Source organism: Nocardioides sp. F233, from assembly GCF_057813895.1.
The window spans coordinates 168,891-195,592 of the sequence record NZ_JBVASH010000003.1 but is presented as its reverse complement, the minus strand read 5'-3'; the positions used below and the strand labels follow the sequence as shown (position 1 = coordinate 195,592).

The 26,702-nt window shown below is 70.6% G+C and carries 27 protein-coding genes; 14 read left to right on the top strand and 13 right to left on the bottom strand.

The window, feature by feature from the left end:
* Window position 1 precedes the first annotated feature (1 nt).
* Window positions 2–679 (top strand): hypothetical protein, encoded by a 678-nt coding sequence (locus ACZYRU_RS12270; protein WP_488957383.1) that lies wholly within the window; start codon window positions 2–4, stop codon window positions 677–679.
* A 3-nt stretch (window positions 680–682) separates the two neighbouring features.
* On the opposite strand, the gene ACZYRU_RS12265 is transcribed toward ACZYRU_RS12270, so the two are convergent.
* From ACZYRU_RS12265 to ACZYRU_RS12255, 3 genes are read right to left on the bottom strand one after another with little or no spacing between them, the layout of a single operon-like run.
* Window positions 683–4,150, bottom strand: a complete 3,468-nt coding sequence (locus ACZYRU_RS12265; RefSeq protein ID WP_488957382.1) for an ATP-binding protein — start codon at window positions 4,148–4,150, stop codon at window positions 683–685.
* Window positions 4,150–4,854, bottom strand: coding sequence for a DUF4194 domain-containing protein (locus tag ACZYRU_RS12260; RefSeq protein ID WP_488957381.1), 705 nt, complete (start codon window positions 4,852–4,854; stop codon window positions 4,150–4,152). The genes ACZYRU_RS12265 and ACZYRU_RS12260 overlap by 1 nt, the downstream gene beginning before the upstream one ends.
* Window positions 4,851–6,347, bottom strand: coding sequence for a DUF3375 domain-containing protein (locus ACZYRU_RS12255; protein ID WP_488957380.1), 1,497 nt, complete (start codon window positions 6,345–6,347; stop codon window positions 4,851–4,853). The genes ACZYRU_RS12260 and ACZYRU_RS12255 overlap by 4 nt, the downstream gene beginning before the upstream one ends.
* A 258-nt stretch (window positions 6,348–6,605) precedes the next feature.
* Here ACZYRU_RS12255 and ACZYRU_RS12250 point away from each other — a divergent pair, with 258 nt between their 5' ends.
* The 5 genes from ACZYRU_RS12250 (at window position 6,606) to ACZYRU_RS12230 (ending at window position 10,376) form a co-directional block, all read left to right on the top strand.
* The gene (locus tag ACZYRU_RS12250; protein ID WP_488957379.1) at window positions 6,606–7,013 is read left to right on the top strand and encodes a hypothetical protein; all 408 of its coding nucleotides are present in this window, start codon (window positions 6,606–6,608) and stop codon (window positions 7,011–7,013) included.
* 189 nt (window positions 7,014–7,202) lie between these two features.
* Window positions 7,203–7,502 carry a DUF3303 domain-containing protein gene (locus tag ACZYRU_RS12245; protein ID WP_488957378.1) on the top strand — a complete coding sequence of 100 codons (300 nt, stop codon included), beginning with the start codon at window positions 7,203–7,205 and terminating at the stop codon, window positions 7,500–7,502.
* A gap of 7 nt (window positions 7,503–7,509) precedes the next feature.
* Window positions 7,510–8,448: an SMP-30/gluconolactonase/LRE family protein gene (locus ACZYRU_RS12240; protein ID WP_488957377.1), complete on the top strand. Its 939-nt coding sequence runs from the start codon at window positions 7,510–7,512 to the stop codon at window positions 8,446–8,448.
* A 101-nt stretch (window positions 8,449–8,549) separates the two neighbouring features.
* The gene (locus ACZYRU_RS12235; protein ID WP_488957376.1) at window positions 8,550–8,879 is read left to right on the top strand and encodes a hypothetical protein; all 330 of its coding nucleotides are present in this window, start codon (window positions 8,550–8,552) and stop codon (window positions 8,877–8,879) included.
* A gap of 81 nt (window positions 8,880–8,960) precedes the next feature.
* A complete protein-coding gene (locus tag ACZYRU_RS12230) occupies window positions 8,961–10,376 on the top strand; it encodes a hypothetical protein (protein WP_488957375.1) in 1,416 nt (471 codons plus the stop codon).
* Between the two features lie 435 nt (window positions 10,377–10,811).
* Here the strand turns inward: ACZYRU_RS12230 and ACZYRU_RS12225 are convergent, their stop codons facing one another.
* Both ACZYRU_RS12225 and ACZYRU_RS12220 read right to left on the bottom strand, forming a co-directional pair.
* On the bottom strand, window positions 10,812–12,890 hold the full coding sequence (locus ACZYRU_RS12225; RefSeq protein WP_488957374.1) for a UvrD-helicase domain-containing protein: 2,079 nt from the start codon (window positions 12,888–12,890) through the stop codon (window positions 10,812–10,814).
* A gap of 139 nt (window positions 12,891–13,029) precedes the next feature.
* Entirely contained in the window at window positions 13,030–13,380 is a 351-nt protein-coding gene (locus ACZYRU_RS12220; protein ID WP_488957373.1) for a hypothetical protein, read from the bottom strand.
* A gap of 114 nt (window positions 13,381–13,494) precedes the next feature.
* Here ACZYRU_RS12220 and ACZYRU_RS12215 point away from each other — a divergent pair, with 114 nt between their 5' ends.
* Window positions 13,495–13,848 carry a hypothetical protein gene (locus tag ACZYRU_RS12215; RefSeq protein ID WP_488957372.1) on the top strand — a complete coding sequence of 118 codons (354 nt, stop codon included), beginning with the start codon at window positions 13,495–13,497 and terminating at the stop codon, window positions 13,846–13,848.
* Window positions 13,849–14,061: 213 nt separating this feature from the next.
* On the opposite strand, the gene ACZYRU_RS12210 is transcribed toward ACZYRU_RS12215, so the two are convergent.
* On the bottom strand, window positions 14,062–15,315 hold the full coding sequence (locus tag ACZYRU_RS12210; protein WP_488957371.1) for an IS256 family transposase: 1,254 nt from the start codon (window positions 15,313–15,315) through the stop codon (window positions 14,062–14,064).
* On the opposite strand from ACZYRU_RS12210, the gene ACZYRU_RS12205 reads away from it, so the two are divergent.
* The gene (locus tag ACZYRU_RS12205) at window positions 15,265–15,756 is read left to right on the top strand and encodes a DUF6188 family protein (protein WP_488957370.1); all 492 of its coding nucleotides are present in this window, start codon (window positions 15,265–15,267) and stop codon (window positions 15,754–15,756) included. The genes ACZYRU_RS12210 and ACZYRU_RS12205 overlap by 51 nt on opposite strands.
* Before the next feature lie 62 nt (window positions 15,757–15,818).
* Here the strand turns inward: ACZYRU_RS12205 and ACZYRU_RS12200 are convergent, their stop codons facing one another.
* Together ACZYRU_RS12200 and ACZYRU_RS12195 are read right to left on the bottom strand one after the other, a co-directional pair.
* The gene (locus ACZYRU_RS12200; RefSeq protein WP_488957369.1) at window positions 15,819–16,253 is read right to left on the bottom strand and encodes a hypothetical protein; all 435 of its coding nucleotides are present in this window, start codon (window positions 16,251–16,253) and stop codon (window positions 15,819–15,821) included.
* 172 nt (window positions 16,254–16,425) lie between these two features.
* Window positions 16,426–17,028, bottom strand: a complete 603-nt coding sequence (locus ACZYRU_RS12195) for a class I SAM-dependent methyltransferase (RefSeq protein ID WP_488957368.1) — start codon at window positions 17,026–17,028, stop codon at window positions 16,426–16,428.
* 132 nt (window positions 17,029–17,160) lie between these two features.
* On the opposite strand from ACZYRU_RS12195, the gene ACZYRU_RS12190 reads away from it, so the two are divergent.
* Complete coding sequence (locus ACZYRU_RS12190) at window positions 17,161–17,544, top strand: hypothetical protein (protein WP_488957367.1); 384 nt, start codon at window positions 17,161–17,163, stop codon at window positions 17,542–17,544.
* An 8-nt stretch (window positions 17,545–17,552) separates the two neighbouring features.
* Here ACZYRU_RS12190 and ACZYRU_RS12185 read toward each other — a convergent pair whose 3' ends face one another.
* Both ACZYRU_RS12185 and ACZYRU_RS12180 read right to left on the bottom strand, forming a co-directional pair.
* On the bottom strand, window positions 17,553–19,355 hold the full coding sequence (locus ACZYRU_RS12185) for an acyl-CoA dehydrogenase (RefSeq protein ID WP_488957366.1): 1,803 nt from the start codon (window positions 19,353–19,355) through the stop codon (window positions 17,553–17,555).
* Window positions 19,356–19,369: 14 nt separating this feature from the next.
* Window positions 19,370–19,768: a hypothetical protein gene (locus ACZYRU_RS12180; RefSeq protein ID WP_488957365.1), complete on the bottom strand. Its 399-nt coding sequence runs from the start codon at window positions 19,766–19,768 to the stop codon at window positions 19,370–19,372.
* Between the two features lie 56 nt (window positions 19,769–19,824).
* Here ACZYRU_RS12180 and ACZYRU_RS12175 point away from each other — a divergent pair, with 56 nt between their 5' ends.
* From ACZYRU_RS12175 to ACZYRU_RS12155, 5 genes are read left to right on the top strand one after another with little or no spacing between them, the layout of a single operon-like run.
* Window positions 19,825–20,736: a metallophosphoesterase gene (locus ACZYRU_RS12175; protein ID WP_488957364.1), complete on the top strand. Its 912-nt coding sequence runs from the start codon at window positions 19,825–19,827 to the stop codon at window positions 20,734–20,736.
* Between the two features lie 37 nt (window positions 20,737–20,773).
* Window positions 20,774–21,775, top strand: coding sequence for a 5'-3' exonuclease (locus ACZYRU_RS12170; RefSeq protein ID WP_488957363.1), 1,002 nt, complete (start codon window positions 20,774–20,776; stop codon window positions 21,773–21,775).
* Window positions 21,776–21,806: 31 nt separating this feature from the next.
* Window positions 21,807–22,211, top strand: coding sequence for a nuclear transport factor 2 family protein (locus ACZYRU_RS12165; protein ID WP_488957362.1), 405 nt, complete (start codon window positions 21,807–21,809; stop codon window positions 22,209–22,211).
* A gap of 7 nt (window positions 22,212–22,218) precedes the next feature.
* A complete protein-coding gene (locus ACZYRU_RS12160; RefSeq protein ID WP_488957361.1) occupies window positions 22,219–23,802 on the top strand; it encodes an acyl-CoA carboxylase subunit beta in 1,584 nt (527 codons plus the stop codon).
* Between the two features lie 3 nt (window positions 23,803–23,805).
* Window positions 23,806–24,330, top strand: a complete 525-nt coding sequence (locus tag ACZYRU_RS12155; protein WP_488957360.1) for an OsmC family protein — start codon at window positions 23,806–23,808, stop codon at window positions 24,328–24,330.
* A gap of 15 nt (window positions 24,331–24,345) precedes the next feature.
* Here ACZYRU_RS12155 and ACZYRU_RS12150 read toward each other — a convergent pair whose 3' ends face one another.
* The 3 genes from ACZYRU_RS12150 to ACZYRU_RS12140 are packed head-to-tail and all read right to left on the bottom strand — an operon-like array spanning window position 24,346 to window position 26,683.
* Window positions 24,346–25,086: an endo alpha-1,4 polygalactosaminidase gene (locus tag ACZYRU_RS12150; RefSeq protein ID WP_488957359.1), complete on the bottom strand. Its 741-nt coding sequence runs from the start codon at window positions 25,084–25,086 to the stop codon at window positions 24,346–24,348.
* Window positions 25,086–25,436 carry a UBP-type zinc finger domain-containing protein gene (locus ACZYRU_RS12145; protein WP_488957358.1) on the bottom strand — a complete coding sequence of 117 codons (351 nt, stop codon included), beginning with the start codon at window positions 25,434–25,436 and terminating at the stop codon, window positions 25,086–25,088. Before ACZYRU_RS12145 ends, ACZYRU_RS12150 begins: the two co-directional genes overlap by 1 nt.
* 29 nt (window positions 25,437–25,465) lie before the next feature.
* Window positions 25,466–26,683 carry an endonuclease/exonuclease/phosphatase family protein gene (locus ACZYRU_RS12140; RefSeq protein ID WP_488957357.1) on the bottom strand — a complete coding sequence of 406 codons (1,218 nt, stop codon included), beginning with the start codon at window positions 26,681–26,683 and terminating at the stop codon, window positions 25,466–25,468.
* Window positions 26,684–26,702: the final 19 nt, after the last annotated feature.

Sequence of the window (26,702 nt, the reverse complement as noted above, 5' to 3'; positions counted from 1 at the left end):
CGTGACCGACCAGTGGCGCCCGTACGACGCACCCGGGGACGGCAGCACCCCGCCGCCGCCCCCTCCACCGCCGCCCACGCACCGCCCGTACGGCAGCGCGACCTACGCGACGTACGACGCGGGCACGGAACGCCGCCGGCTCCGCGGCCGGATCGGCATGCTGGTCGTCGGGGTCCTCGTGGTCCTCGGCGGCGCCGGCGTCGGCATCACGGCGCTGGTCGTCAACGCAGTCGACGACGACAGCGCGTCGTCCACGACCACGACGACCACCACCCGCAGCGAGGTCCACGTCGAGTCGACCGGCGACGTCGACCTGTTCTCCACCGCCGCGACGGACGCGATGACCGAGGCGCTGGTGAAGGAGACCGGCTCACCGAAGGTGCTCGAGGTGATCCTGCTCCAGGTCCAGGCCGTGCTCACCGTGCCCGGCGACGACGGGCCCCGCACCCTGCTGTGGGACGGGACGTCGATCACCGAGGGCGGCCCCGGCTTCTCGGCCCGCAAGCCGTTCGACGTCGGGGACCTGGACGGCGCCGTCGTGGCCCGGCTCTGCGGCGACGAGCCGGCAGCCTGCACCGCGATCGTCGGCCGTCCCCTGCCGAGCGACAACGGCGCGTGGATCACCATCGCCGGCCTGGACGGCGTCCGTTTCACCGACCTGCAGGGCGACAAGCCCTGACGATCAGGACTCGGCCGGCTCCGCGTTGGTGATCGGTGTGATCCACGACTGGTGGGTCGTGGTGTTCTTGGTGATCGCCAGCAGCTCGTCCATGTGCGGCTCCAGGCCGGTCACCTTGTCGAGCGGGACGCCGATGATCAGCTGGAACCCGAGGCCCTTCCACGCCTGCACGGCGCGGCCGGCGAACTCCGAGTCGGCCTTCACGAAGCCCTCGTCGAGGAACACCGGCGCGAACCGCGGCCGCGAACGCATCTCGTCGCCCAGCCGGAAGCGCAGCGCGGAGCCGACGATGAACGCCACCAGCTCCTGGCTCTCGCCACCGGACTTCTCCCCCAGCGTGCGGTACGTCGCCCGCAGCTCACCGGTGAGGTGGTCGTAGCGCTCGGCGCTGATCTCCACGTGCCGGCGTACGTCGAGCAGCCGGTCGCGGTCCGTGGTGAGGGCCGGGCCGTCGCCGGACTGGGCCGGCTTGCGCAGCTGCTGCATGAACCGGCTGAGGTCGGTGAACCTCTTCTCGAGCCCGGCCTCGTCGAGCTCGCCGCTGACCCCGGACGACAGGGCGCGCAGGTCCTTGTGGAACACCTGCACGTGGGCCGGCGCGAGCCGGCGCAGCCGGATCCGCAGCCGGTCGCCGGAGGCGCCGCCGAACTCCAGGCGCCGCAGGATCGCGTTGATCGGCTCGAGCCGGTCCTCGATCTCCTCGACCGAGGACGACATCGCGCCGAGCAGCGGCACCAGGTCCTGGCCGCTCCACTCGGTGAGCCGGCGACGCCACTCGGCGCGGCGCTCGGCGAGTCCGGTGCCGCGGATGTCGTCGAGGATCCGGGCGTAGTCGGCGTACGAGTCCGAGGTGGCGCCGAGGTTGGGCGAGTCCCATTGGAACTTGTAGTGCTTGAAGATCAGCGCCAGGTCGTCGTCGCAGCGCCGCATCTCGGCGTCGGCGTCGGCGACGGCGGTGCGCAGCCGCTCCCCCAGCCGGTGGGAGTTGTCGGCGAACCGGTCGAGGTCCTCGGGGTCCGCCGGGGCGGCGGCTGCGGCGAAGTCGGCGGCCAGCGCGGCCTCCTGCTCCTCGCTCAGCTCGACCGCACCGCCCTTCTCCATCGCCTCGAGCCGGTCCTTGACCAGGTCCTCGGAGTCGACGAGCTCGCTGTGCCCGGAGTTGAGCTCGCGCTGCTTCTGCTCGAGCGCGAACCGCTCCTGGCGCGCGTCGTCGAGCCGGTGGACCAGCTCGTCGATCTGGGCCTGGAGCACCTTGAGCTGGTCGTCGGAGGTGAGGATGTCGGTACGCCGCTGCTCGAGCTCGGCGATCCGACGGTCGCTGCCCGCGACGTCGACGTCGTCGAAGCGGACCATCGCGATGGCGTCGTACGCCTTGCGCTGCTGCTCCAGCAGCCGCCCGCGGCGGTCGAGGTCGGCGAGCTTGGCGTCGACCTGCTCCATCTTCCGCTCGAGCTCCTCGAGCTGGCCGTCGATCTCGGCGATCGCGTCCTCGTTGGAGAAGCCGATGATGTTGCGGTGGTCGCTGCGGCCATGGGTGCCGCGGTCGCCGTTGCGGGTCTGGCCGGCGGCGGTGACCCGGAACCCGGGTCCGTCGAGCTCAGCGGCGCTCTCGACGCAGAAGGCGTTGCGCGACGGCTCCTCGACGTGCTGCTGGACCCAGCCGGAGAACGGCGAGTCCTTGAACAGCAGCTTGCCGGCGACCCGCTCGGGGTCGGCCGGGCCGGTCTCGGGGAGGTCGAGCTCGACGCCCTGGAAGGTCAGCCGGCCGGGCAGCCGCAGCCCGTCGATGGCGCTGGAGAACTCCGCCAGCCGGCCGATCGGGACCAGCATCATCCGGGCCGTACCGCCCAGCACGGTCTCGATCGCGGTGCGCCAGCGCGCCTCCTCGGGCGCGAGGTCCATCAGCTCCGCGACGAACGGCAGCTCGTCGACGGACAGCCCACTCGCGTCGGCGACGGCGGCCCGCAGGTCGTGGAGGTACGACGGCACCCGACCGTTGCGGTTCTCCATCGAGGCCCGCTCGCGCTTGAGCACGGACTGCTCGTTCTTCAGCGGCACCAGCGCGTCACGCACCCGGTCGCGCTGGGCGCGCAGCGTGGCCTGCTCGGCCTCGCCGGCGGTGAGCCGCTTGCGGGCCAGCAGCTGCAGCTCGGCGAACGCGGTCGCCGAGTCGAGCGCGGACTCGAGGTCGGGGGCGTCCGCATCGGTGAGCCCGACCAGCGGGTAGACCCGCTCCTCGAGCTCGGAGAGCCGGTTGCCGCGCTCCTCGCGGATCACCCGCTCGTGCTCGGCCTGGGAAGCGAGCGCCTGCAGGTCGCCACCGCCGGCAGCGCGGTGCGCCTCCTTCGCCGCCTCGAGGTCGCCGGCGAGCGTGGTCTCGGCGGACCGGGTCGCGGTGAGTGCCTCGACGGTGCCCTGCCGGGAGTCGCGGTTGCCGGCGACGGCCGCCTCGATCAGGCGCAGGTGGGTGCGCAGCAGCCACAGCCGCAGCGGGGTGTCGCCGGACAGCGTGACGCCGTACGAGTCGAGCTCGGCGAGTCGCTTGGTCGCGGCGACCTTGCGCTCGTGGAGGTCGGTGATCGGCTCGAGCAGCTCGAGCTTCTGCTCCTCGGTCCGCATCGCGGTGTAGGACGCGTCGAGGTCGTCGAAGTGCTCGATCGCCCGGTCCGCGGCGGCGTACGTCGTCGGCCGCTCGAGGACCATGTCCTTGTAGAGCTCGTCGACACTGCGGACCTGGTTGCCGGCCTGGATCCGGGCCAGCAGGCGCAGCGCCTTGGAGCCGTCGCCGTTGGCACCGATGCCGAGCCGGGCGTGCAGCACGGCCGCGAACTCGGCGTACGTGCGGTGCACGCGGATGCCGGGGAACAGCTTCTTCAGCGTGTTGGCGTGGAAGCGCTCGGGTACGGCGACCTCCAGGGTCTCCAGCGACAGTGCACCCTCGTGGGTGGCGAGCTGCATCTGCACCTCACCGGAGCGGGCGGCACGGCGCGGGACGTAGTAGGTGCGCAGCGCGGTGAACCGGCCGCCCTGGTCGTTGACGAAGGTCATCGCGACCGCGCCCCAGGTGTCGGAGCCCTTGCCGCGCAGCAGCTTCTCCTCGGGCCGTCCGGTCCTGGGGTTGTCGACGACGTCGACGGCACCGCGCAGGTAGGACAGCAGGTTGCGCTGGCCGGCGCTGCGGGCGCGGCCCGCGACGGCGTCGTTGGAGGCTCCGTTGAACTTCGTGTCGGACGGCATCATCAGTGCCGTGTAGGCGTCGAGGATGGTGCTCTTGCCGACGCCCGAGGCGCCGGAGATCATCGTCGCGTCGCCACGCAGGGGAACCGTGGTCAGGCCGCCGAAGCCACCCCAGTTGACCAGCTGCAGCAGCGCGGCGCGCCACTGGACGGTGTCGTCGGCGGGCGTCGCCACGACCTCCTTGTCGAAGAGGCCGTCGGTGCCCTCGACCTGCTCCATCTCGTCGACGGACATCAGGCGTCCTCCTCCTCGAACAGGTCGTCGTCCCGGGGCTCCGGCTCCGTCTCGGAGCCGTTGGCCTTCTGCAGCGCTTCGAGCAGCTCCTGGAGCAGCTCGAGCGGCAGCAGCGGCTCGACGGCCTCGCTGATCTCGTAGCGGTCGTCGGCTGCCGAGCCGATGAGCAGGCCGGCCTTCACGACGCTGACCACGGCGTTGCGGGCCCTCTTCTCGTCGCCGGCCTCGTCGGTGGCGTGGCCCGGGCGGAAGCTGGCGACGTACTCGACGATGTCCTCGCGGTCGATGTAGACCCGGGCGTCGCCGCTCGCCAGCCCGGCCCGAAGCCGGTCGCGCAGGTGGACGAGCACGAGGGTCTCCTCGCGCGACCAGGAGGTGTCGTGGAGCAGGGTCGGGAACCGGCTGGCCGTCTCGGAGGTGGCCTGCCGCTTCCACGCGACCTCGCGGGTCGGGTCGACCTGGAGGTCGAGGAAGAGGTCGTTGAGTCGCGAGCGGATCACCCGCTCGTTCTCGACCAGCACCTGCCAGTCGCGCGGGTGGGTGCGAGCGCTGATGAACCGCTGCTTGAGCAGCGTGACCAGCGCGTGCCGCTGCGCGTACTCCAGCCCGCCCTCGTCGCCCTCGAACAGGGAGACCGAGTTCTCGTCGGCGACCTCGTCGAGGTCGTCGAAGTCGTTGACGGGCTCGTCCAGCTCGACGGTCACCGGCGGATCTCCTCTGGGGTCTGCTCGAGGTCGGGATCGGGAAGTGGGGTGCGCGGCACCGCGAAGGTACGGCGCGACCCGTCGGGGCGTACGGCGGCGAACGACTCGAGCTCGTCCTCGGTCTCCCACGCGCGGTCGGCTGCGAGGTGCAGCAGGCCGAAGATCTCCACCGGACGCCGCAGCGACGGCTCGAGCGCCTCGAACAGCTCGCCGAGCGAGCCCGCCGGCAGCAGGTCGCCGAGCGCGTCGTCGAGCCGCTGGCGCAGCGAGCCGAGCTGGGGACCGCCCTGGGCCATCAGCTCCTCGAGCGACAGTCTCGGCGCCTCGGACGGGTCGGCCGCGCTGATCGGAGCCGGCAGCACGTCGTCGGCCGGGTCGTGGAACCGCTCGCGCAGGTGGTCGACGTTGATCCGGCTCGGCAACAGCGAGACCTCGTGGGTGGCCCGTGGCCCGGTCGTCGACATCCACGTCATCAGCTCGGACTCGACCTGGCGCAGGGTCTGCTCCAGCTCGCGGTCGCGGGCGGCGTCGTGGGAGACGATGTACTCCTTGAGCGTGGCCGTCACCCGGCTGCGCTGGGCCAGCACCCGGTCGAGGCCGTCGCGCACCAGCTTGACGGTCCCCCGCAGCTCGGCCCGGTCGGCCTCCCCGAGGATGCCCGGCGACAGCGGGTGCTCGAGCAGCGCGTTGAGGTCCTCGCGCAGCTGGGTCACCATGCCGTCGTCGCGCAGCAGCGCGAAGGCCCCCTCGAACGCCCGCCCCTCCTGGGTCGCCGTCATCAGCGCGTCGGCCCGCGCCAGGTAGTCGTCGATGACCTCGCCCGCCGGACGGTCCTCGGCCCGGAACGCCGCCAGGATCTCGGTCCGGATGGTCGCGAACCGCTCCTCGACCCGCGCGAAGTCACTCGGCAGCGCGCTGATCAGCGACAGCAGCTCGGTGAACCCCTCGAGCATGTAGTCCTCGGTCGCGCTCACCATCTCGGCCCCGTCGACCAGCCGGTCGCGCTCGACCTTGAGCCGCGCGATCTCGTCGTTGAGCAGCGTCACCCGGGCGCTGCGGTCCGGGTTCGCCTCGGAGTTGAACCGTCGTACGGTGCTCAGGATGGTCGTGATCCGGTGCTCGCTCAGCGTCGCCCGGTCGCGCGCGAGGTTCTTGACCAGCTCCAGCGCCTGCTGCGCGTGGGAGGTCAGCGAGTAGACCTCGTTGCCCTGCTCGTCCAGCGACCGCACCAGCCACTGCCCCCGCATCCACCGCTGGCAGATGTCGCGCCCACTGCCCGTCGGCAGGTCCGTGTCACCCGCGCTGCGGATCTCGGCGAGGTGCTCCTCGACCTGGGTGTGCAGCCGCGCGGTCGGGATCGGCTTGTTGTTGCGCCCGAACGCCGCCCGGAAGATGGTGATCACGACCGGCGCCTGCCGCTGGTGGAGCAGGGTCAGGGTCGGCTGCGCGAAGGCGCCCTTGACCCGCGCCAGCTCGGCGGCGATGTCGCTCAACCCTGTCCCCCGGTGTCCGTCGTCGTGATGTGGCCTGCTAGGTGCGAACGAAAAGCATCACACAGGGGTACGACGTGGGCGCAGGCAGGCTCTGGTCGCGTCGACCAGACTTCGTCGGCCGCCGTACCGCGGCGGTCGGGTGGGTCGTCTCCTCACCACTGCACCAAGGAGCGGTCGTGGTCGATACTCGTCGTCATGCGCTTGCCGCCCGGCCGCGATCGACCTCCACCCTTCCAGCGCCTCCGGACCCTGCCGTCGGTGACCTCTGGACGAGCTCTCCTCCTCACCATGCTGGTACTGCTCGTCTGCGACGTGATCGGTGGCTTCATCGCCCTCGCCCTGGGTGCGGACACCTGGAACGAGGCATGGGGCTTCGACACCGAGAACACGGTGCCGCTGCCCATCGGCGCCGCGCAGCTCGTCCTTGCGTGGCTGGCCGCAGGCAACGTGCGGCCTCCGGTCGGCAGGATCGCAGCGGTCCTGCTCGGCGCGTTCTGCCTGATCAGCCTCGTGGCCGGCATGTTCGACGGGGACCTCATCGACAACATCGCGTCGGACGGTCTCGTCTCATGGGGAGTCGCCTGGGCAGGCGTCCTGCTCGCGGCCACCGCGGCAGTCGGCCTGCTCGCCGTGATCCGCGCGCAGGATCTGCGCGCACCTCGCTGACGCCCCGACCTGGTGCGGCAGTCGACGTCGCTGCGCCCGGATCGAGGGCTCTCGCGCATACCACCAATGGCGGATGCCCGCCGCTCCGCGGCGGCGTAGCGTCCGCTGGGAGGTCGCTCCCACTCCTTCGCACGGGATCTCGGGCATGCGGCGCCGGCGGCCGACATTCCATTCCTCGAGGAGGTCATCATGAAGTACGTCATCTCGTGGCTGGCAAAGCCCTACGTCGGCGAGGCGGAGACCGCCCGGTCCCTGCAGGTCTTCGGCAAGTGGACGCCCGCCGAGAGCGTCACGTTCGAGCAGTTCCTGGGCCGAGCCGACGCCAAGGGCGGGTTCGCCGTCGTCACGACGGACGACATCAACGCGGTCGTGCGCGACATGGCGATCTTCGGGACCTGGTTCGACATGGAGGTCGTCCCGGTCGTCGAGGTCGGGGACCTGGCCGCCATCTCCGGCGAGGCACTGGGCTTCATCGCGTCGGTCGGCTGAGCGTGCCATGCGCCTGATCCGGCTCGCCCTCGTGGCGGTCACCGCCACGGCGCTGCTCGCCTCGCCCGCGTCGGCGAAGCGGCCGACCTCGACCGTCCCGCTCCCGGACGACTTCCAGCCCGAGGGGATCGCGATCGGGACCGGGGACACCTTCTACGTCGGGTCGCTCCGCGACGGCGACATCTACCGCGGCGACCTGAGCACCGGGAAGGGGCAGGTCTTCGTCGACAACACCGGCCGGGCCGCGGTCGGCATGCGGGTCGACGAGGCACGCAAGCTGCTGTTCGTGGCGGGCGGGGCCGGCGGTCACGTCTACGTCTACGACACCCGCGACGGCTCCCAGGTCGCGGACGTCGCGGTCGGGCCACCGACGGCGTTCACCAACGATGTCGCGCTCACCCCGGGGGCGGCGTACTTCACCGACACCTTCGCGCCGTACCTCTACAAGCTGCCGTACGGCGACGGCGGCTTCGGCCCGCCCGTCGCGATCCACGTGACCGGACCGGCCGGCACGTCCACGCCGGGCACGTTCGGGCTCAACGGCATCGACGCGACCGCGGACGGCTCGACGCTCGTCGTCAACCACACCGACCTCGGCATCGTCGCGCTCGTCGACCCGGACACCGGCGTGAGCACTGCGATCCCGATCTCCGGCGGAGGGCTGATCCCGGGCACCCCGGACGGCCTCCAGCTCGAGGGGCACCGGCTCTTCGTGGTGGAGAACTTCGCGAACACGATCGTCGAGATCGCCCTGTCGGGCGACCTGTCCCGGGGCACCGTCGTCCAGACGATCACCTCCGACCTGTTCCACGTGCCGACCACCATGGCGGTGAAGGGCGACACGATCGCCGCGGTCAACGGCCGCTTCGACCTCGGGTTCCCGCCGCCGTTCGGGCCCGGTGCGCCGCCCGGGACGACGTTCGACGTCGCGCTGGTACGTCGCTAGGAGGCGCTCCCCTGCCCCACCGACCCGTTGGCGCGGGTGACACCTGCGTCAACGGGTACTGGCCGGACGTACCCGAGACCCGACCAGCGGAGGAGCTCCCCGTGATCCACCTCGCCCCGATCGGCACGATCACGCGCATCATCGGCGCCGCGGTGAAGGCACCTGCCGCGGTGGCCGGAGCAGTGGTGGGCGTCGCACAGACGGCGGCTCGCCGGATCCGGGGCGTGGATCGTGAGCAGTCGCTCACGATCTCCCACGACGAGCCCGTCAACGTGACCGAGAAGCTCGGTCTCGACCCGGCGCCCGTTGCGAAGCCCCGTCCCCGCAGGACGCCTGCGCCACCACCGGTCACCGACATCGACGCCCAGGCCGACCACGGCCACGTCGACGCGACTCCTGCCGACATCGCCGATGCGGTGCGGAAGGACTGAGCCTGGGCGTGGCTGCCTACACCTGAGCCCGCGCCCCTACGCCGGATTGAATTCGAACATGTGTTCGAGTAGAATCTGAACATGCCGACCCCCGAGAACCTCAGCGCAGCGGAGCTGCTCGCTGCCGAGGAGTCCGGCGTGCGCCAGAAGAGGCAGCTGGAGGTCGACGGGCTGCTGCGTCTGCTCGCCTGGTGCGATCTGCACTCGGTCGACCCGCAGTCCCAGCCGGGCGCCGTACCGCCGCGGTTGGGTGGCGACCGCCTCGTGCGTCTCGGCGGCGAGGGCACGCCGGAGACCTCCGAGCTGTGCATGGCCGAGTTCGCAGTCGCCAGCCACGCCGGGTGGATCGCCACGTCCAACCGCGCAGCGGCAGCGCTCGACCTGCGCCACCGCCTCCCCCGCCTGTGGGAGCGCGTGCTGCGCCTCGAGGTCGAGGTGTGGGTCGCCCGGAGGATCGCCGACCTCTCCCGCAAGCTCTCCCGCGCGGCGGTCGAGATCGTCGACATCTCCGTTGCCGCGGCCCACGACCTGACGCCGGGCAAGCTCATCGAGCTCGCCGAGGCGCGCATCATCGAGGCCGACCCCGCGGCCCACCGCGAGCGTATCGCTGCCGAGGAGGCCCGCATCGGCGTGTTCGCCCGACGTCGCCGCGGCGGCGACGCGGTCGCCGACATCGACGGCCAGGCAGGCGTCCAGCCGATCACTCTCAGGCTCCCGCATGCAGGAGCCCTCGAGTTCACCACGAGCGTCGACGAGGTTGCGCAGGCTTTGGCCGACCAGCACGTCCCCGACGACGAGGACGACGTCCCCACCATGGACCAGTTCCGTGCCCGCGCGGTCGAGCTGCTCGCCGACCCCTACGCCGCCGTCCGCTTCCTCGAAGGCCTCCGTGAGCCCGAGGCGACCCCGGCGCCCCAGCCTGGCCGCACCCCGCGCAAGGCCACGATCTACGTCCACATCGACGCCGCCGTCCTCGCCGGCTTCGCCACCGGCGTCGCCCGCGTGGAGGACCTGGGACCGATGCTGCTCGAGCAGGTCGCGGCCCTGCTGCGCCACCGCTCCATCGACCTGCACCCGGTCATCGACCTCAACACGGGCGCTGCCGTCGATGCCTACGAGCACCCCGCGGCCTGCAAGGTGCGCACCCACCTCCGCACCGGCGGCGACGTCTTCCCCCACTCCGCCTCCCGCACCCGCCGTCTCGACCACGACCACGTCACGCCGTACGACAAGGACGGACCGCCCGGTCAGACTGGCGATCTCAACGACGCCCCACTCACCCGCCGACACCACCGGGCCAAGACTCATCTCCCCTACCGCACCCGCCAGCTCGGACTGGGCGCCTACCGGTGGGAGACCCCGCACGGCCTGGTCCGGGTGGTGTCCCGGTACGGCACGACCGTGGTCGAGCCGGTTCGCAACTCCAACGGCACGCTGGTCGGCGAGGCGTACCGCCCGCGGTACGACGTCCGCTACGAGCTCGGCGCGCCTGCCTGACCCGACGCCACTCATTGGTCAATGCATGCGTCCGTTCGCTGCGCATCGGACGTCCGGATCTGCCGATGAGCGGTCATGCGATCAGTCTGGCTCAGCGACCCGCACCGGCAAGACGAAGTAGACCGTCGACTGGTCGACTACGGCATCGTTCAACTCCGCGGCTTTTCCGTTGGCCTCGTTCTCAGACCAATAGCCGCGGGTCAGGACGAACGCATCCGTGGGGGCGTTTCCCTTGAGCCCCCCCGTCGAACCGGCAGACGGCAAAGAGGTGACGTTGCCCGCGTGGGGGTCTCGGGAATCGCTGGCCGTCGCTCACGGGCTGAGTGTGCCCGATGACCGCACGCTCATGCCGTGCTGAGGGCCCCGAACGGCCATGCCGATGAGGGCGTGCCCCTACTCGCCCGCGAACGTGGGAACACGAAGAAGCGTGAGGGCTTACGCAGTCAGGTAGCCGACCCACAGTTGGTCTCGTGCGCGAGTCATGCCTACGAAGACTTCGCGGCGATGCCGCTCGGCGCGCTCCGCGTAGGCATCCTCTGATTCGCCGCGCCATTGCTCGGGTGGAGCTTCTCGAAGACCGGGCAAGAACACCTGCTTGAACTCGAGGCCCTTGGCGCGCTTGAACGTGCCGACGCGGAGTTGGTTCGCCGTTCGCCCGTCGTAGTCTGCGAGGTCGATGGCGTCGAAACCGCGGGCGATGAGCGTCTTCAACACTCGATCGAGTTGTCTTCGCGTCTCCACCAAGACCGCGATATCCCCTAGAGAGTTGCCGGCGGTGACCTCAACCCGGATGGCACTCACCAGCGCCTCGGACAGTTGGGTGAAACTGCAATGATGTTGGACTCGAGGCGGCGGGCCAGACCTTCTGGTCTCGAGGCTTTGCTTGCCCGACTCCGACGTTCCTTCAAGATCGTCAAAGGAGTCGCTCGCGACGACGCTCTGCGCGAACGTCACGATCTCACGAGTGTTTCGATAGTTGGTGCGGAGGACGGTGGCTCGGCCGGTAACGGCGATTCCGGCCTCGGCGAGCGTGAATCCCCCGGGATAGATGGCCTGCTGTCCATCGCCAATGAGCAGAAGGCTGTCGGCACCGTCTCCGGCGATCTCTCGAAGCATCTGTAGGCCAACCAAGTTCAGGTCCTGAACCTCGTCCACGATGATTGAGTCGTAAGGCTGCACCGATAGACCGTCTCGGACAGCCAGCGTCGCCTGGATCAGCATGTCGTTGAAGTCATGGATACCTGCGTGACGCAGCCGCTCCTCGTACTCCACATACAAGCGCCACATTGCTTCACGCTGCTCGACACGCATCGGCGTCTTCCGACCAACGCGTGCGAGTGCGAGGTACTCCGCCGGGTTTCGGATCGCTCGACCCTTGATGACGTAGTCGACCTCTTCTTTCCAGTACGCCGGCCGGTCATCAAGGCTCCCGAGGACGCTGTCACGTCCGACGGCAAGCCACGCTCGCGCCCACGCGTTGTCGACCTGCTTGGTATCGACGCGAAGCCTGATTCCGGCATCATCGAGGATCGCGCCCGCCAATCGGTGAAGCCCAGTGAACTCAATGCGATCGACCGCACCCGGCGCGAGTCTCGCGCAGAGATTCCGTTGGACCAGGGGGAGAGTGCGGACGAAGGACACGAACAGGACCCTTCGCCCCTGCCTGGTTGCGAGGTATGCGGCGCGATGAAGGCCGACGACTGTCTTTCCCGTGCCCGCACCGCCTCTCACTCGCGCTGGCCCGCCCCACGACGTGCGAACGAGTCTGTTCTGGTCAGGGTGGAGGAAGGTCATCCACTCCTCGATCGGACCTCGCAATGCGTTCTGGCAGAGCGCATCTGCCAGTTCATCCAGATCGAAGAACGCCTCCGCCGTGCTCGCCGATTCCAACGGCACTGGCACGTGGGGCTTCGGCTGGCGCCTGCGTGCTCGGTTCGACAGTTCGTAGGCGGGGAACTCCACCGCCAGTCTGTCGGCGATGAAGTCCACCTGGCTCGGGGAGAGGCGTGTGCCCAAGTGGGTGGCCCACGCCGCAACATCCCACTCCCCGAGAAGGTGTATTCCTTTCGCCTGCTCCTTCAACTTTCGACCCACGAACACAAGTGCCGCTGAGATCGCCTGGGCAGTGATGCCAGTGTCGTCGAGGCGCTCCGCCACGGAAGCGACCAGATCTCGGAGCTTCTCGATCTCGTCGTCAACCGGGTCATCGCCGCGAAACACATGCCCGCCGTGGATTTGCAGCAAGTTCCAGTTCTTGGCGTCGACAACGACGACACCTCCGGGGCCAACAAGCAAGAAGTCAATATTGGCGTTCCGGCCCCATCGCCGATCTGGGAGAACCCGCCACCCGAGAACCTCAAGGGCGGTGAGTCGAGTGGCGACCGCCGCTTCTCCGCGCGCACCCTTCTCGTAGTTCCGCGCCACTTGACGCTTCTCGGCAGCAAGTCGCTCGAACTCGTCAGCGTCGAGCAGTGACTGCTGAGCCTCGTAGCGTGCGGAATCACCTGCGCCCACGCTTTGAGAGTAAGGACGTCGAATGACGGTGTCCTTGAAATCCCCTAGCCAGACCTTCGCGCCACACATCGACAGGGAGGCCTGGATCTGCGTCCATCCTCCGCGATCCGCGCGGTCATGCCGATGAGCGGTGAGGCGGCTACGCCTGGAAGATGCCGTTCTCGGACTCAGGATCGAACATACAGGCGCCCAACCGGTCCAGGAGCCGGCGCACCCAGGTGTCTGCCCCGCGATGGTCGGTGGCGCGCACGTGCAGGGCGAACGACTTCAGGGGAGACCCCTCGGTCACGTTGACTTCGACATCGACACCGGGCAGTGAGACGTGCATCCACTCAGGGTCACTCGAGTCGGCGTCTGGCGCGAGGTCGCGCACCGCCTCCAGCACCTCGGCGTGCCCGAACGGAAGCGGTTGTGGCTCCCAGCCGTCTGGGATCTCATCAACACTTGAGATGCCCTGCGGGACGTCCTGGACGAAGATGTCACGGCTCACGAGAGGGAGTCTCGTTTGGGCCGTTTCGCCACGCTTACGCAACTTGGTCATCTGGCGCGATCCGCTCAGTGATGCCGATGTGCGTGCGGTTTCGCTTCCTGCAGCCTTCGCCCCATGGAGAACGTCGGTGTAGATGCTGACATGCTTCTCGACGACGGCATCGGAGACATCGTCGCGGTGACGCTCGCGGCAACCTCGTGGCTGCTGTCGATCTGGGCGAAGCCAGCCGAGTGGGACCGCCTTGCGGACGTTCCACGGATCGGGTCGTGCGAACAAGCCGACTTCCGCCTAGGCACCACAATGGGGCTCGAAGTCTGGTGGCACGTCTCGGACGGTGTACTCGTCCTTGCCATCGGCGGGTCTCCTGAGGACTCCAGCATGATCTTCGCCCTACAAACCTCAGTGCTCGATGACATCCCACGGGCAATCCTCGAGGTGATTGACGAGGGCTGGGACAACGCGGACTGATGGCGCAGCCGGCGGGTGCTGCGGCCATCCGGACATGCTGCGAACCGCGCGATCATGCCGATGAGCCGGCAGGGGGACGACGCCGGCTGACAAACTGCGATCATGTTCGGACTCAAGGTCGGCACCGACGTAGGCACTCTCAAGGGCTGCTCCCTGGTCGAGTCCACGGTCGTGGTGGATGAAGGGGCCACCGCGTGATCCGGTGGCTGCACTCTAGGCAGTGAGTGCAGCGGGTGTCAGGTCCTCCTGTTCGGTGGTGGTCTCGTCGGTGGTGATCAGCGCGATCCGGGACCGGGCCAGGACGTCGAGTCCGAGGTAGCGGCGGCCTTCGATCCAGTCGTCGTGTTGCTCGGCCAGGACGGCGCCGATGAGCCGGATCGCGGAGGTGCGGTCGGGGAAGATCCCGACCACGTCGGTGCGGCGACGGATCTCGCGGTTGAGCCGCTCATTGGGGTTGTTGGACCAGATCTGGCGCCAGATCTCCTTGGGGAACGCGGTGAAGGCGAGGATGTCGGCACGGGCTTCGTCGAGATGGTCATGGACCTCGGGCAGCTTGTCGGCCACGGTGTCGAGGAGCTTGTCGAACTGGGCGTGCACGGCCTTGGCATCGGGCTGGTCGTAGACGCTGTGCAGCAACGCCTTCACGCCACCCCAGGCGTGCTTGGGGCAGATCGCCATCAGGTTCGCGGCGTAGTGGGTGCGGCAGCGTTGCCAGGAGACGCCGCCCATCGTCGCGCCGACCGCGGCGACGAGGCCGGCGTGGGCATCGGAAGTGACCAGCTTGACCCCGCTCAGGCCGCGGGCGTTCAAGCCGCGGAACAGGGTCAGCCAGCCGGCTTCGGACTCGGCCGAGCAGATGTCCACACCGAGGATCTCGCGGTGACCATCGGCGTTGACGCCGGTCGCGACCAGGACGTGGGTGTTGACCACCCGGCCACCCTCGCGGACCTTCATCGTCAACGCGTCCGCGGCCACGAACGTGTACGGACCTTGGTCGAGTGGTCGGGTGCGGAAGTCCTCGACGTGCGCGTCGAGCTCCTTGGCCATCACGCTGACTTGCGACTTCGACAACCTGGTGATGCCGAGGGTCTCGACGAGCTTCTCCATCCGCCGCGTCGAGACACCCAGCAGGTAGCAGGTCGCGACCTCCGTGGTCAGCGCCCGCTCGGCACGCCGACGGCGCTCGAGCAGCCAGTCCGGGAAGTAGGACCCCTCACGCAGCTTGGGGATCGCGACCTCCATCGTCCCGGTACGGGTGTCGAAGTCCCGGGTCCGGTAGCCGTTGCGGGAGTTGGTCCGCTCCGCCGAGCGCTCGCCATACGGGGCGCCGCAGATCGCGTCGGCCTCGGCCGACATCAACGCCTGCACGAACGTGGACAACATGTTCCGGAGCAGGTCGGGCTCGGCACGCTGCAGGTGATCAGCCATGAACGCGGGCAGGTCAATAGAGTTGGGGTCGACGGTCATCGTTTGGTTCTCCTTCAGTCGTGCTTTCGCAGGTCTTCTGAAGGATCACGCGGTGGCCGTCGCTATGTCAGGACGCCACGCCCAGGCCGGGCCCGTCGTACACCACGCCCGTGGACTCAACTCTGCTCCCTGGAATCGATCGACCTCACCGAACACCAGGTTCAGCTACGGCTGGATAGCCTCAACGGAATTGCTCTCATCATTGAGTCTGAGTTCTCAATAACGGGAAGTGGGGGCGAGGCACACAGGTATGGCCGGCCACTGGATGCGGCCCAGGTCCTCGCGGATCGCCTCGGCGTCGTCGTGACCGAAGCCGAGGTCGCAGAACCCGGGACCCTGACGCTGTGCTGGGCAGACGGGTCGGTCCTGCAAGTCTTTGACTCGAACAAGAACTTCGAGAGCTATCAGATCCATCTGGGCGAGCGGCTGATCGTCGTCTGAGCGGAGCCCGAGAGGCACCCTCATGCCGCGGCTCGCCTGGCAATGCCGACGAGCGGTTGTAGCTATGCCGTGGTGCGAGGGGCCTCGCCGCGCAGGATGGCGAGCCGGTTCGGGGGCGCATCGGGGGCGAGGAACTCTGGAATGGTGCGGTCGTCGCGGCTCGGTCGGGACAAGAACTCGACCGGCCATTCAGCGACGCGCTCCTCCCTAACGTGCCGGTAATCCCCAGCCCCGGGTTCATCGATGTACTCACGCTGTCGCACTAGCGCCAGCGGCTCGTCGGATCCGGTCAAGACCTCAGACGCTGCGCTCGCCTCCTCGTAGGTCCCGAACGCGTAGAAGTAGTCGTCTCCGTCGGCGACGTCTTCGGCACCCCTGCCCGGGGAGCACCAGACGCGATACTCCAAGACTTCGTCCCACACGTAGCCGCCGCCCGCATGAGCGAGGGCCGGGTACCTACCAACCATCTCTGGATCGATCGCCGCTGGAAAGGGCACGCCCCCAAGGATTCCACGCTGTCCCCATTCGGCGTTGGGCAACCGGAGATTCAGGTCACCTCGCAATAGCCCGGATCTGCCGCGATGCTTGTGCCCCTCCGCAGCAAGTGGGCCCAGGGCACGGATCCCCAAACTCCAGCACCGCCCCGCAGGGCGATCGAGGCCGCCCGCGTCACACCCGTCTGGCCAGCTCGGCACGCCACCACGCACCGTTCTCGATCCGCTCCACCCGACGCAGGTCGAGTCCGCCGCTCGCGAACTCCTCCACCTCTGCCCGGGTCAGCGGCCACGGCGGTCCAGCGACCTCAACCCCGTCCTCCCGCGTGGTCGCGAGGACCAGCAGCATGCCCGCCGGAGCCACCAGCGCTGCTATGGCCTGGGCGGCCGACGTGTGCTGGTCGGGCGGCATCGACTGCACGGTCAGGCTCTCCACCACGAGGTCGAACCTGCCCTGCCAATCCAGCGGGAGGTCCAGGACGTCGGCGACGGCGTAGTCCACCGCACTGCCGGGGTGCTTGCGCCGCGCTGCGGCGATCGCGGTCGGCGCGAAGTCGAAGGCCGTGGTCCGGTACCCGAGCTGTGCGAGGTACTCGGCGTCGGCGCCGTAGCCGCAGCCCACCACGAGCGCCTCGCGGCCACCGCCCGCCAGGTCTCGCGCCTCAGCCCATTCCACGAGCTGTGGCCGAGCCGCGCCGTGGTCCCAGGGCGGCTTGGCCTGACCGGCGTCCGCTCCGGCGTAGATCGCCTCGAACATGCTGGAGGGCTCGCCCGTCATGACTCGAGGCTACGCCGGCGGATCGGGCGGGCAGATGCCCGATTTCGGTGGTGCGTGGCGACGACGGGACGAGCACGCTGAGGAGGCGCCGGTGCCCCTGCCGACGCGCCCACCCGAGACAACGGAGCCACCATGAGAAAGCGCAGTCTCGCGATCGCCACTACGGCCGCCACAGCATTGCTCGTCGCAGCGAGTGGTCCTGCTTCGGCCCATGACTGCTACAACGTCAGCCGCTCCGACCAGGGCGACGCCAGCGCCACGCACTCGAGCCGCTGGGTACGCGTCACGGTCGACGAGTTCGCGCACAGCCCCGACTTCCCGCCCGGCTTCGACCCGGACTGCTTCGTGGCCTACTGGCTCGGGCACGGCGGCCCGGAGGGCTTCACGACCCGCAGCGACAAGACGATCGGTGAGGGCAGCTCGAACCCCAACCTCGCCAACGGTCGCGGCCTCGAGCACATCGAGGACGCGTGGGGAGCCCTCTTCGGCGAGGCACTGGGCGCCTGCGCCACCTAGGTCGTGCCTCAGAAGGTCGCCGGGTCGACCTCGTTGAACAGCTGGTCGCCGCCGGCGAGAAGGTCGAGCATCGGGCCGACCTTGGGCAGTTCGTGGGTGAGGAAGTACCGGCCCGCGGCACGCTTGCCGTCGTAGAACGCGCCCTCGCGGTCACCGACCGCCACCAGCTGGTCGAGCCAGGTCCACGCGACCACGACGTGGCCGGCGGCCTCGAGGCCGGTCGTCGCGTTCACGAGGGCGGCGGCCGGGTCGCCGGTCGACCAGGCCGCGGCGACGGCGTCCGCGAGGCCGGCGGTGGCGACCGCGACCCGGTCGGCGTACGACGCCAGCTCGGCCACACCCGTCGCCTGCGCCCGCTCGACGGTCCCGGTGATCGCCTCGACGAGGACCGCCAGGCCGGCGCCGCCGTCCATGACCAGCTTGCGCCCGAGCAGGTCGAGGGCCTGGATGCCGTGAGTGCCCTCGTGGATCGGGTTGAGCCGGTTGTCGCGGTAGAGCTGCTCGACGCCGTACTCCCGCGTGTAGCCGTAGCCGCCGTGCACCTGGATCGCCAGGTCGTTGGCCACCAGGCACCACTGGGAGGGCCAGCTCTTCACGACCGGGGTCAGGACGTCGAGCAGCGCGCCCGCGCGCTCCCTCGCGTCCGGGTCGGGGTGGGTGTGCTGGTCGTCCAGCAGGTGCGCGGCCTTCAGCACGAGGGCGAGCCCGCCCTCGACGTACGACTTCGAGGCGAGCAGCATCCGGCGTACGTCGGCGTGCCCGGCGATCGGAACCGGCGACGCGGCGGGGTCCTTGCCGGCGAGCGGTCGGCCCTGGACCCGCTCACGCGCGTAGGCGAGCGCACGTAGGTAGCCCGTGTAGCCGAGCGCCACCGCGCCCGCACCCACACCGATCCGGGCCTCGTTCATCATGTGGAACATGACCGCGAGGCCACGGCCCTCCTCGCCGACGAGCTCGCCGACCGCGCCCGGCGCGCCACCCGGGAGGTGCCGGCCCTCACCGAAGTTGAGCACCGTGTTGACCGTGCCGCGGAAGCCCATCTTGTGGTTGAGGCCGGCCAGGGTGACGTCGTTGCGCTCCCCGCGCTCACCCGAGCCGTCGACGACGTACTTCGGTGTCGCGAACAGCGAGAGCCCCTTCACCCCCGGCGGTGCGCCCTCGACCCGGGCGAGGACGAGGTGGACGATGTTCTCCCCCAGCTCGTGGTCGCCGCCCGAGATCCACATCTTGCTGCCGAACAGGCGGAAGGTGCCGTCCGCCTGGCGCACGGCGCGGGTCGCGACGTCGGCCAGCGACGAGCCGGCCTGCGGCTCGGAGAGGCACATGGTCCCGAACCAGCGCCCGTCGAGCATCGGCGGCACGAACCGGGCGACCTGATCGGGCGAGGCGTGGGCGAGCAGCAGGTTGGCGTTGGCCATGGTGAGCATCGGGTAGCCCGACGTCGACACGTTGGCCGCCTGGAACCAGGCGAAGCAGGCCTGCTGCACGACGTGGGGCAGCTGACCGCCGCCGACCGACTCGTCCATCGCCGCCGACACCAGCCCGGCCTCCGCGAACGCCCGCACCGCCGCGCCCACCTCGGGCACGATCGTCACCGTCTCGCCGTCGAACTGCGGCTCGTGGGCGTCGCTGAGCGCGTTGTGCGGCGCGAAGTGCTCGGCAGCCAGCTCGGCGGACAGGTCGAGGACCGCGTCGAAGGTGTCGCGGCTGTGCTCGGCGTACCGCTCCCGCGAGCACAGCGCAGCCACGTCGAGCCACTCGTGGAGCAGGAACGCGACGTCGCGCCGGGCCAGCAGCAGGTCGGGGCTCATGGCCCCAGCCTGCCTCACGCCTCGGGTACGACGGCCGGCATCCCCGCGAGCGGCGCACCCGCCACGGTCACCACCCCCACCATCCGGGCCGACGACCCGACCAGCGTCGCACCGTGGTCGGTGCGCAGCGCCGAGCGCCCGAACTGGATCTCGAGCACGCCGATCTTCAGCCGACCGCCCTCCCGGACCAGCGCCACTTCCCCGCGGCGCGGGCGCCGGGCGGTCGAGACCAGCAGCTCGGTCCCGGCCGGCCACCCGTGGGAGGCGAGCGCATCGTTGCGCAGCCGGATCCGCACGTCCTCGCCGTCGGCTTGCACCTGGGCCGGCCGCTCGCGGGGCGCGGGCGGCATCGGCGGGGGCAGGTCGAGCGGCAGGCACTCCTGGGCCGCCGCACCACCTCGGACCGAACGCATGTTCGAAGCGTAGCGCGCCACCCGGCCCGGAGGTGCGAGGACCTACGCTCCTGTCCGTGGAGCCCCTCGGCCAGTACCCCGACCCGACCCACGTCGTCGCCCACCTGAGCGATCCGCACCTGCTCGCCGGCAGCCTGCAGTACGGCGTCATCGACACCACGGCGCACCTCGAGCGCGCGCTCGAGCGACTGCGCCGGCTGCCCACGCCGCCCCAGGCGCTGGTGTTCACCGGCGACCTGGCCGACAAGGGCGAGCCGGCGGCGTACCAGCGGCTTCGCGAGGTCGTCGAGCCGGCGGCCGCCGAGCTCGGGGCCGAGGTCGTGTGGGTGATGGGCAACCACGACGACCGCCGGGCCTACAGCCGCGGGCTGTTCGGCATCGAGAGCGACGAGCCGCAGGACCGGGTGCACGACGTGGCCGGGCTGCGGATCGTCGCGCTCGACACCAGCGTCCCCGGCTGGCACCACGGCGAGCTGTCCGCCGAGCAGCTCGCCTGGCTCGCCGACGTGCTCAGCGAACCGGCACCCCACGGCACCCTGCTCGCGCTGCACCACCCGCCGATCCCGGTGCCGCTGCTGCGCCTGGCCGAGCTGATCGAGCTGCACGACCAGCCGCGCCTGGCCGAGGTGGTCGCGGGCTCCGACGTGCGCGGGATCCTCGGCGGCCACTTCCACTTCACGTCGTACTCCACCTTCGCCGGCGTCCCCGTCTCCGTCGCCTCCGCGAGCTGCTACACCTCCGAGCTCGCCCCCGACGGGCGCCTGCTCTCCGGCGTCGACGCGCACCAGGCCTTCACCCTCCTGCACCTGTACGACGACCGCGTGGTCCACTCCGTCGTCCCGGCGACCGACGCGGCGGAGGTCAGTGGCTACGGCCTGGAGATGCTCGAGCCGTTCCGGGCACTGTCGCCCGAGGAGCGGTTCGACATGGTCGCGCGCAAGGACTCCCCGCTCAACAAGGGTTCCTAGCGGTGACGTCCAGCCGCCTAGGATCGACCGGATCGCCATGAACCCCGTCCCGGACCGCCCCCGCAGGCTGCTGCTCGCTGTCGACGCTCCGTCGCTGCTGCACCGCAACCACCATGCGCGCGCCCACACCCGGCATCGCGACCGGGGCGGGCGGCCGGCGTGGGCGCTGCACGGCATGCTGCGCCAGATCATCGAGTCGATCGACCAGTTCGCACCGGACGCGGTGATCTTCGGGCTCGACGACCGCGTCGCGTCCGACCGCCGTGACGCGTACCCGGACTACAAGGCCGGTCGGGCCGAGAAGGACCCGGACCTCGTCGACCAGCTGGACCGGGCCGGGGCGCTGCTCGACGCCCTCGGCATGGCCACGCTCACTCCCCCCGGGCTGGAGGCCGACGACGTCAACGCGTCGGCCGCGACCTGGGCCGGCGAGAACGGCTGGGACTGCGTGATCATCACCTCCGACCGCGACTCGTTCGCCCACATCAGCGACCACACGCGGGTGCTGCGGCTGATCAACGGCGGCATCAACGGCTCTCCGCTGCTGACCTCCGCGCACCTGCGCTCGATGTACGGCGTCCCGGCGGAGCGCTACCTCGAGTTCGCCGCGGTGCGCGGCGACGCCAGCGACAACCTGCCCGGGGTCGCCGGGATCGGCGAGAAGACCGCCGCCTACCTGCTCTCCCACATCGGGTCGATGCGGGAGATCTGGGCCGACATCGAGCACGACGAGGGTCGCTCGGTGGTCGCGGCGCTGGATGCGTGGGCGGAGGAGACCGGCGCGCGTCGTACCGGCGCGACCGTGCTCAAGCGGCTCTCGGCGCCGGGTGCGCGCGACACCTACGAGTTTAACCTGCGGATGATGGCCGGCCGGACCGACCTCGACCTCGGCCTCACTCCCGACATCCCGGGCACCCCCGGCCTGCTCCCCCTCGACATCGCGCGCGTCGATCGGGTGGTCGGCCACCTCGACATGGAGTCGACCACCGCGCTCGCGCTGCGGGTCCTCACCGGAGATCCGGCCTCGGTCCCCCGTTGACACCGCGGTCGTCCGGGCGTCTCCTGCAGGCATGGACGAGCGTGCGGAGTTCCTCGACTGGTTCGGTACGACGTGGCGCGCGGCCGAGAACGCGCTCCACGGAGGCGACGCGGCACCCCGCGACGGCACCTGGTCGCGGCAGGCGCCGGTCACCCTCTTCGGTGCGTGGTACGACGCCACCGGGCCGGATGCCGTGCGGGCGGTGTTCGACGCGCTGGCCGAGTCCTTCGACGGCAGCGTCGCCGCGGACGTCGAGGTGGTCGCGGCCGACGTCAGCGGCGACCTCGCGTACACCGTCCACCGGGAGCACACCACGGCCGTCGTCGACGGCGAGGAGCGGAGCTACGTGCTGCGGGTGACGCAGGTGTACCGCCGGGAGCCGGGTGGGTGGCAGGTCGTGCACCGCCACGGGGACAGCGGCCCGACTGCGCCATGATGGCCGGGTGACCGACGCACCTGATGGCGCGCCCGCGCCGGGCCTCACCGAGCTGATCGCCCGCCGCTTCCTCACCACCGACGAGGCCCGTCCCGACCAGGTCGCCCGCTGGCACGCCCGTGGTCGTCGTACCGCTCGCGAGAACATCGCCGACCTCGTCGACGCGGGCTCCTTCGTGGAGTACGGCCGCTTCATCACCGCCGCGCAGGAGCAGCGCCGCCCGCTGGCCGAGCTCGTCGTCGAGGCGCCCGCGGACGGCATCATCGGCGGCACCGCGACCATCGACGGGCGACCGGCAGCGGTGCTGTCCTACGACTACCTCGTCATGGCCGGCACCCAGGGCATGCGCGGGCACCGCAAGTCGGACCGCCTGATCGAGCTGATCGGCCGAATGGGCCTGCCGACGGTGTTCTTCACCGAGGGCGGTGGCGGACGGCCCGGCGACGTCGACCTGCCGATCGTCTCCGCTCTCGACGTCGGTTCGTTCGCGCTGTGGGGCGAGCTGGAGGGTGTCGTCCCGCGGATCGCGGTCGTGTCCGGGCGCTGCTTCGCCGGCAATGCGGTGCTCGCGGGCTGCGCTGACCTGCGGGTGGCCACCCCGGACGCGAACCTCGGCATGGCCGGGCCGGCGATGATCGCGGGCGGCGGGCTCGGGCAGTACGCCGCGGAGGAGATCGGTCCGGTCGACGAGCAGGCCGCCAACGGCGTCATCGACATCGTGGTCGCCGACGAGGAGGAGGCCGTCGCCGTCGTACGACGGCTGCTGGGCTACCTCGATGGCGGGGTCGTGCCCGGCGAGGCCGGGGACCCCACGGCACTGCGCACGATGCTGCCGGCCAACGACCGGGAGGCCTTCGACGTGCGCCCGGTCGTGGAGGCGCTCGCCGACGTCGACAGCGTGACCTGGCTGCGCGAGGCGTGGGCACCCGAGCTGGTCACCGCCTTCGCGCGGGTCGAGGGCATCCCGCTCGGCATCGTCGCCAACCAGTCCACCCACCTGGCCGGCGCACTGACCGCGGACGCGTCCACGAAGGCCGCCGACTTCCTCGAGCTGTGCGAGCGCTGGGGGCTGCCGGTCGTCTCGCTCGTCGACACCCCCGGCTTCATGGTCGGCCCGGACGCCGAGCGGACCGGGCTGGTGCGGCACGCCTCGCGGATGGTGACCGCCGGCGCGCGGCTGAGCGTGCCGCTGGTCGGCGTGGTGCTGCGTCGCGGCTACGGGCTCGGCGCCCAGGCGATGCTCGGCGGCAGCACGCACCGGCCGTTGCTCACGGTGGCCTGGCCCGACGCCCACCTCGGGCCGATGGGGCTGGAGGGCGCCGTCCGCCTGGCGATGGCGCGCGAGCTGGCGGCACTGCCCGAGGACGAGCGCGAGGCGACGGTCGCCCGGCACACTGCGGACCTGCGCACCCACGCCAGCGCCCTCAACGCGGCGCGGGTCTTCGAGATCGACGACGTCATCGACCCGGCCGAGACCCGCACGGTCGTCGCGGCGACGCTCAGGGCCGCGGCCGGTGCAAGGCGTTCCCGGCCACGCCGCCACGACCTCGCCCAGCCCCTCGTCAAATATGAGCGAACCACTCATATTTGATCCATGACCACCACCTCCACCAGCACCCGCCTCAACGACGTCGACCTCGAGGCCGTCACCGGCCTGGTCCGGGCCGTCCAGGACGACCCGACGAAGGCGGCCACCACGTGGGCCGCCCACGTCACCTGGGACGGCGCCTTCGCCTCCCACGCCAGCGTGCGCGGCTTCGCCCCGGTCCGCTCCGACGAGCCGCCGGCCCTCGGCGGCGGCGACACCGCCCCCAACCCGGTCGAGCAGCTGCTCGGCGCCCTGGGCAACTGCCTCGCCGTCGGGTACGCCGCCAACGCCACCGTCGCCGGCATCGAGGTCCGCGACCTGCGCATCGACCTGCAGGGCGACCTCGACCTCCACGTCTTCCTCGGCCTCGCCGAGGGGCACGCCGGGTTCGACACGATCCGCGCCACCGTCACCCTCGACTCCCCCGCGCCCCGCGAGGAGCTGGAGGCACTCCACACCGCGGTGCTCGCCAGCTCGCCGGTCGGTCACACGCTGCGCAACGCCGTGCCGGTCGAGGTCACGCTCGCCTGAGCGGGCGGGCGGCCGTCAGCACCAGGCCCGGCGACCCTCCGGGGCCAGGTCACGGTCGCGGAGCACGACACCGAGCCGGGCGCCGTACGCCGCACAGGTGCGCCGGAAGTCGCGCCGGCGGTACTCGACCACGAGCACCCGGTCGCCGTACGACGCGACGTAGCGCCCGCACTCGTCGTAACGGCCGCACTCCTCGGCGACCGCGAAGTCGAAGCCGAGGGTGCGGCCGTCGAGCGACGCCCAGTTCTTCTGGCCGATGGCCAGCCCGGCGGCGTGGGCACGGGCGGTGAGCAGCCGCGCGTACCTCTTCGCGTGGCGTGGGCGGAGCAGGCCGTGGCTGCGGGTGAACGAGTCGAGGTTGTCGATCTCGACGGCGTCGTACCCGTCATGGGCGCAGCGGTCGATCCACCGGCCGACGATGCGGGCGAGCCGCTCCCGCCTGCCGGCCGTTCGGATGTCGAGCAGCTGCTCGCCCCACGCCTCGTCGACGACCGGCACGCCGCCGTCGCGCAGCACGAGGCCCGGATGGCGGCGCCAGAGGCTGCGCTCGCCGGGCTGGGTCTGGAAGCCGTTGACGTAGCAGACGTTGTAGTGCGCCGGCTCCGGCGCGGCCCGCCGGTCGCGGGCCACGATCCCCACGTTCGGGGCGGGCGAGACGGCACCACCGAGCTGGTAGTCGATGTCGACCCCGCCCGGGGGCGGGGTCACGACCGGCCCCGCAGCCAGGGCCAGTCCCAGCAGGACCGCTGGCAGCATCAGTGCACGAGGTCCCGCCAGTTCACCGGGACCGCGCCACGCGGCCCGGGGACCGGCTGGTCGTCGGGGTGGCTGGAGGGGGCGGCCAGCTCAGGTCCGGCGTAGTAGTCCTCGCTGGCGTAGTCCCAGAACCAGTCCTCCCCCGGCTCGTACGACTGCACGATCGGGTGCCCGCTCTCGCGGAAGTGCGCGGACGCGTGCTGGGCGGGCGAGCTGTCGCAGCACCCGACGTGCCCGCACGCCGCGCACCGCCGCAGGTGGACCCACCAGCCCTCGACGGCCGTGCACTCGGCACAGCCAGGGCCGCTGGGCGGGACGTCGGTCGCGATCGCGGGGATCTCCTCGGCCATGCCTCGACCCTAGTGCCCCGGGAGGAAGGTCAGGGGATGTACAGGGTCGCCTTGATCGGGTTGTGGTCGGAGGCCATCGGGGTGGCGTACCGCCCGCCCACGAGCACCGCGATGTTCTCCCAGCTCGGCACCGTGATGCCCGGCGAGACGAAGATCCGGTCGACGTGGGTCGGCCAGGTGGTCGAGCGCGGCGGGTTGACCTTGAAGGCGTGCGCGGAGTTGAGGTTCGGGTAGGTCAGGTGGGCGGCGATGTCGCCGGAGTCGGCGAACCCGGCGCTCTCCATGACCAGGCGGGGCGTGTCGGTCTGTCCGCGGCGGTCGAGGCCGCGGTGCGAGTTGAAGTCGCCCAGCACGACGGTGGGCCGGCCGGGGAAGGCTCCGGTGACCCGGTTGAGCACGTAGGCGGTCTCCTGCTGGCGGGTGCCGTCCGCCTTGCCGTCACGCAGGTGGACCGCGGCGATCGCGACCTGCTTGCCGCTCGCCCGGTGCTGCACCAGTGCCTGGCAGTAGCCGTGGTCGCGGTCGCCGAACATCGTGAACCGGGTGCCCTTGCTGTTGTTCCTGGCGTCGACGACGTCGTACACGCTGGCACGGACGTACGCGGTCTGGCTGTAGAGCTTGCGCTTCTTGCTCTTCTGGGTCTGGCAGGCCAGCGTGTAGCCGCGCTGCGCCATGGCCTTGCCGATCCAGCGCTTCTTCTTGCCGTACTTGTGGGCGACGTGGCCCTCGACGAACACCATGATGTCGGCGTTCATCCGGTCGATGTCGGCGACGACCTGCTTCTGCCGCTTCTTCCACGTCCAGCCGCTGTTGCACTTCGACTTCGAGCCGCAGCGCAGGTTGAAGGTGGCGGCGGTGGTGGCCAACGAGGTCGGGACGACGGCCCGCGAGGCCGGCGGGGTGACCTTGCAGCTGCGCTCGCCACCGTTGCCCTCGAGCGTCACCGCGTAGCAGTAGGTGGTGCCCGGCGTCAGGCCGGTCACGTCGGCGTGGGTCGGGCCGGCCGGCACCCGCTTCTGGACCGCGTCGCCCGGGTACACGTCCGGTCCCGCAGAGGAGACGAGGAGCTCGTAGCGACCCGGACCGGCGTAGTCCCAGTCGAGGCTCACCGTGACGGTGCCACCCGTCACGGCCTGGGCCGACACCCAGGGGGCCGAGGGGCGTGCGGCGGCGCTGGCCGGGGACAGCGCGGACAGCACACCGAGCGAGACGGCGAGGACGGTCATCAACGACAGCAGGCGACGCATGCCTTCACCATCGGCCAAA

Excerpts from the sequence above, each read along its gene's own strand:
- ACZYRU_RS12265 (WP_488957382.1), bottom strand. The coding sequence starts at position 4,150 with ATGTCCGTCGACGAGATGGAGCAGGTCGAGGGCACCGACGGCCTCTTC.
- ACZYRU_RS12245 (WP_488957378.1), top strand. The coding sequence starts at position 7,203 with ATGAAGTACGTCATCTCGTGGCTGGCAAAGCCCTACGTCGGCGAGGCG.
- ACZYRU_RS12240 (WP_488957377.1), top strand. The coding sequence starts at position 7,510 with ATGCGCCTGATCCGGCTCGCCCTCGTGGCGGTCACCGCCACGGCGCTG.
- ACZYRU_RS12230 (WP_488957375.1), top strand. The coding sequence starts at position 8,961 with ATGCCGACCCCCGAGAACCTCAGCGCAGCGGAGCTGCTCGCTGCCGAG.
- ACZYRU_RS12215 (WP_488957372.1), top strand. The coding sequence starts at position 13,495 with ATGGAGAACGTCGGTGTAGATGCTGACATGCTTCTCGACGACGGCATC.
- ACZYRU_RS12210 (WP_488957371.1), bottom strand. The coding sequence starts at position 15,315 with ATGACCGTCGACCCCAACTCTATTGACCTGCCCGCGTTCATGGCTGAT.
- ACZYRU_RS12195 (WP_488957368.1), bottom strand. The coding sequence starts at position 17,028 with ATGACGGGCGAGCCCTCCAGCATGTTCGAGGCGATCTACGCCGGAGCG.
- ACZYRU_RS12190 (WP_488957367.1), top strand. The coding sequence starts at position 17,161 with ATGAGAAAGCGCAGTCTCGCGATCGCCACTACGGCCGCCACAGCATTG.
- ACZYRU_RS12185 (WP_488957366.1), bottom strand. The coding sequence starts at position 19,355 with ATGAGCCCCGACCTGCTGCTGGCCCGGCGCGACGTCGCGTTCCTGCTC.
- ACZYRU_RS12180 (WP_488957365.1), bottom strand. The coding sequence starts at position 19,768 with ATGCGTTCGGTCCGAGGTGGTGCGGCGGCCCAGGAGTGCCTGCCGCTC.
- ACZYRU_RS12170 (WP_488957363.1), top strand. The coding sequence starts at position 20,774 with ATGAACCCCGTCCCGGACCGCCCCCGCAGGCTGCTGCTCGCTGTCGAC.
- ACZYRU_RS12165 (WP_488957362.1), top strand. The coding sequence starts at position 21,807 with ATGGACGAGCGTGCGGAGTTCCTCGACTGGTTCGGTACGACGTGGCGC.
- ACZYRU_RS12155 (WP_488957360.1), top strand. The coding sequence starts at position 23,806 with ATGACCACCACCTCCACCAGCACCCGCCTCAACGACGTCGACCTCGAG.
- ACZYRU_RS12150 (WP_488957359.1), bottom strand. The coding sequence starts at position 25,086 with ATGCTGCCAGCGGTCCTGCTGGGACTGGCCCTGGCTGCGGGGCCGGTC.
- ACZYRU_RS12145 (WP_488957358.1), bottom strand. The coding sequence starts at position 25,436 with ATGGCCGAGGAGATCCCCGCGATCGCGACCGACGTCCCGCCCAGCGGC.
- ACZYRU_RS12140 (WP_488957357.1), bottom strand. The coding sequence starts at position 26,683 with ATGCGTCGCCTGCTGTCGTTGATGACCGTCCTCGCCGTCTCGCTCGGT.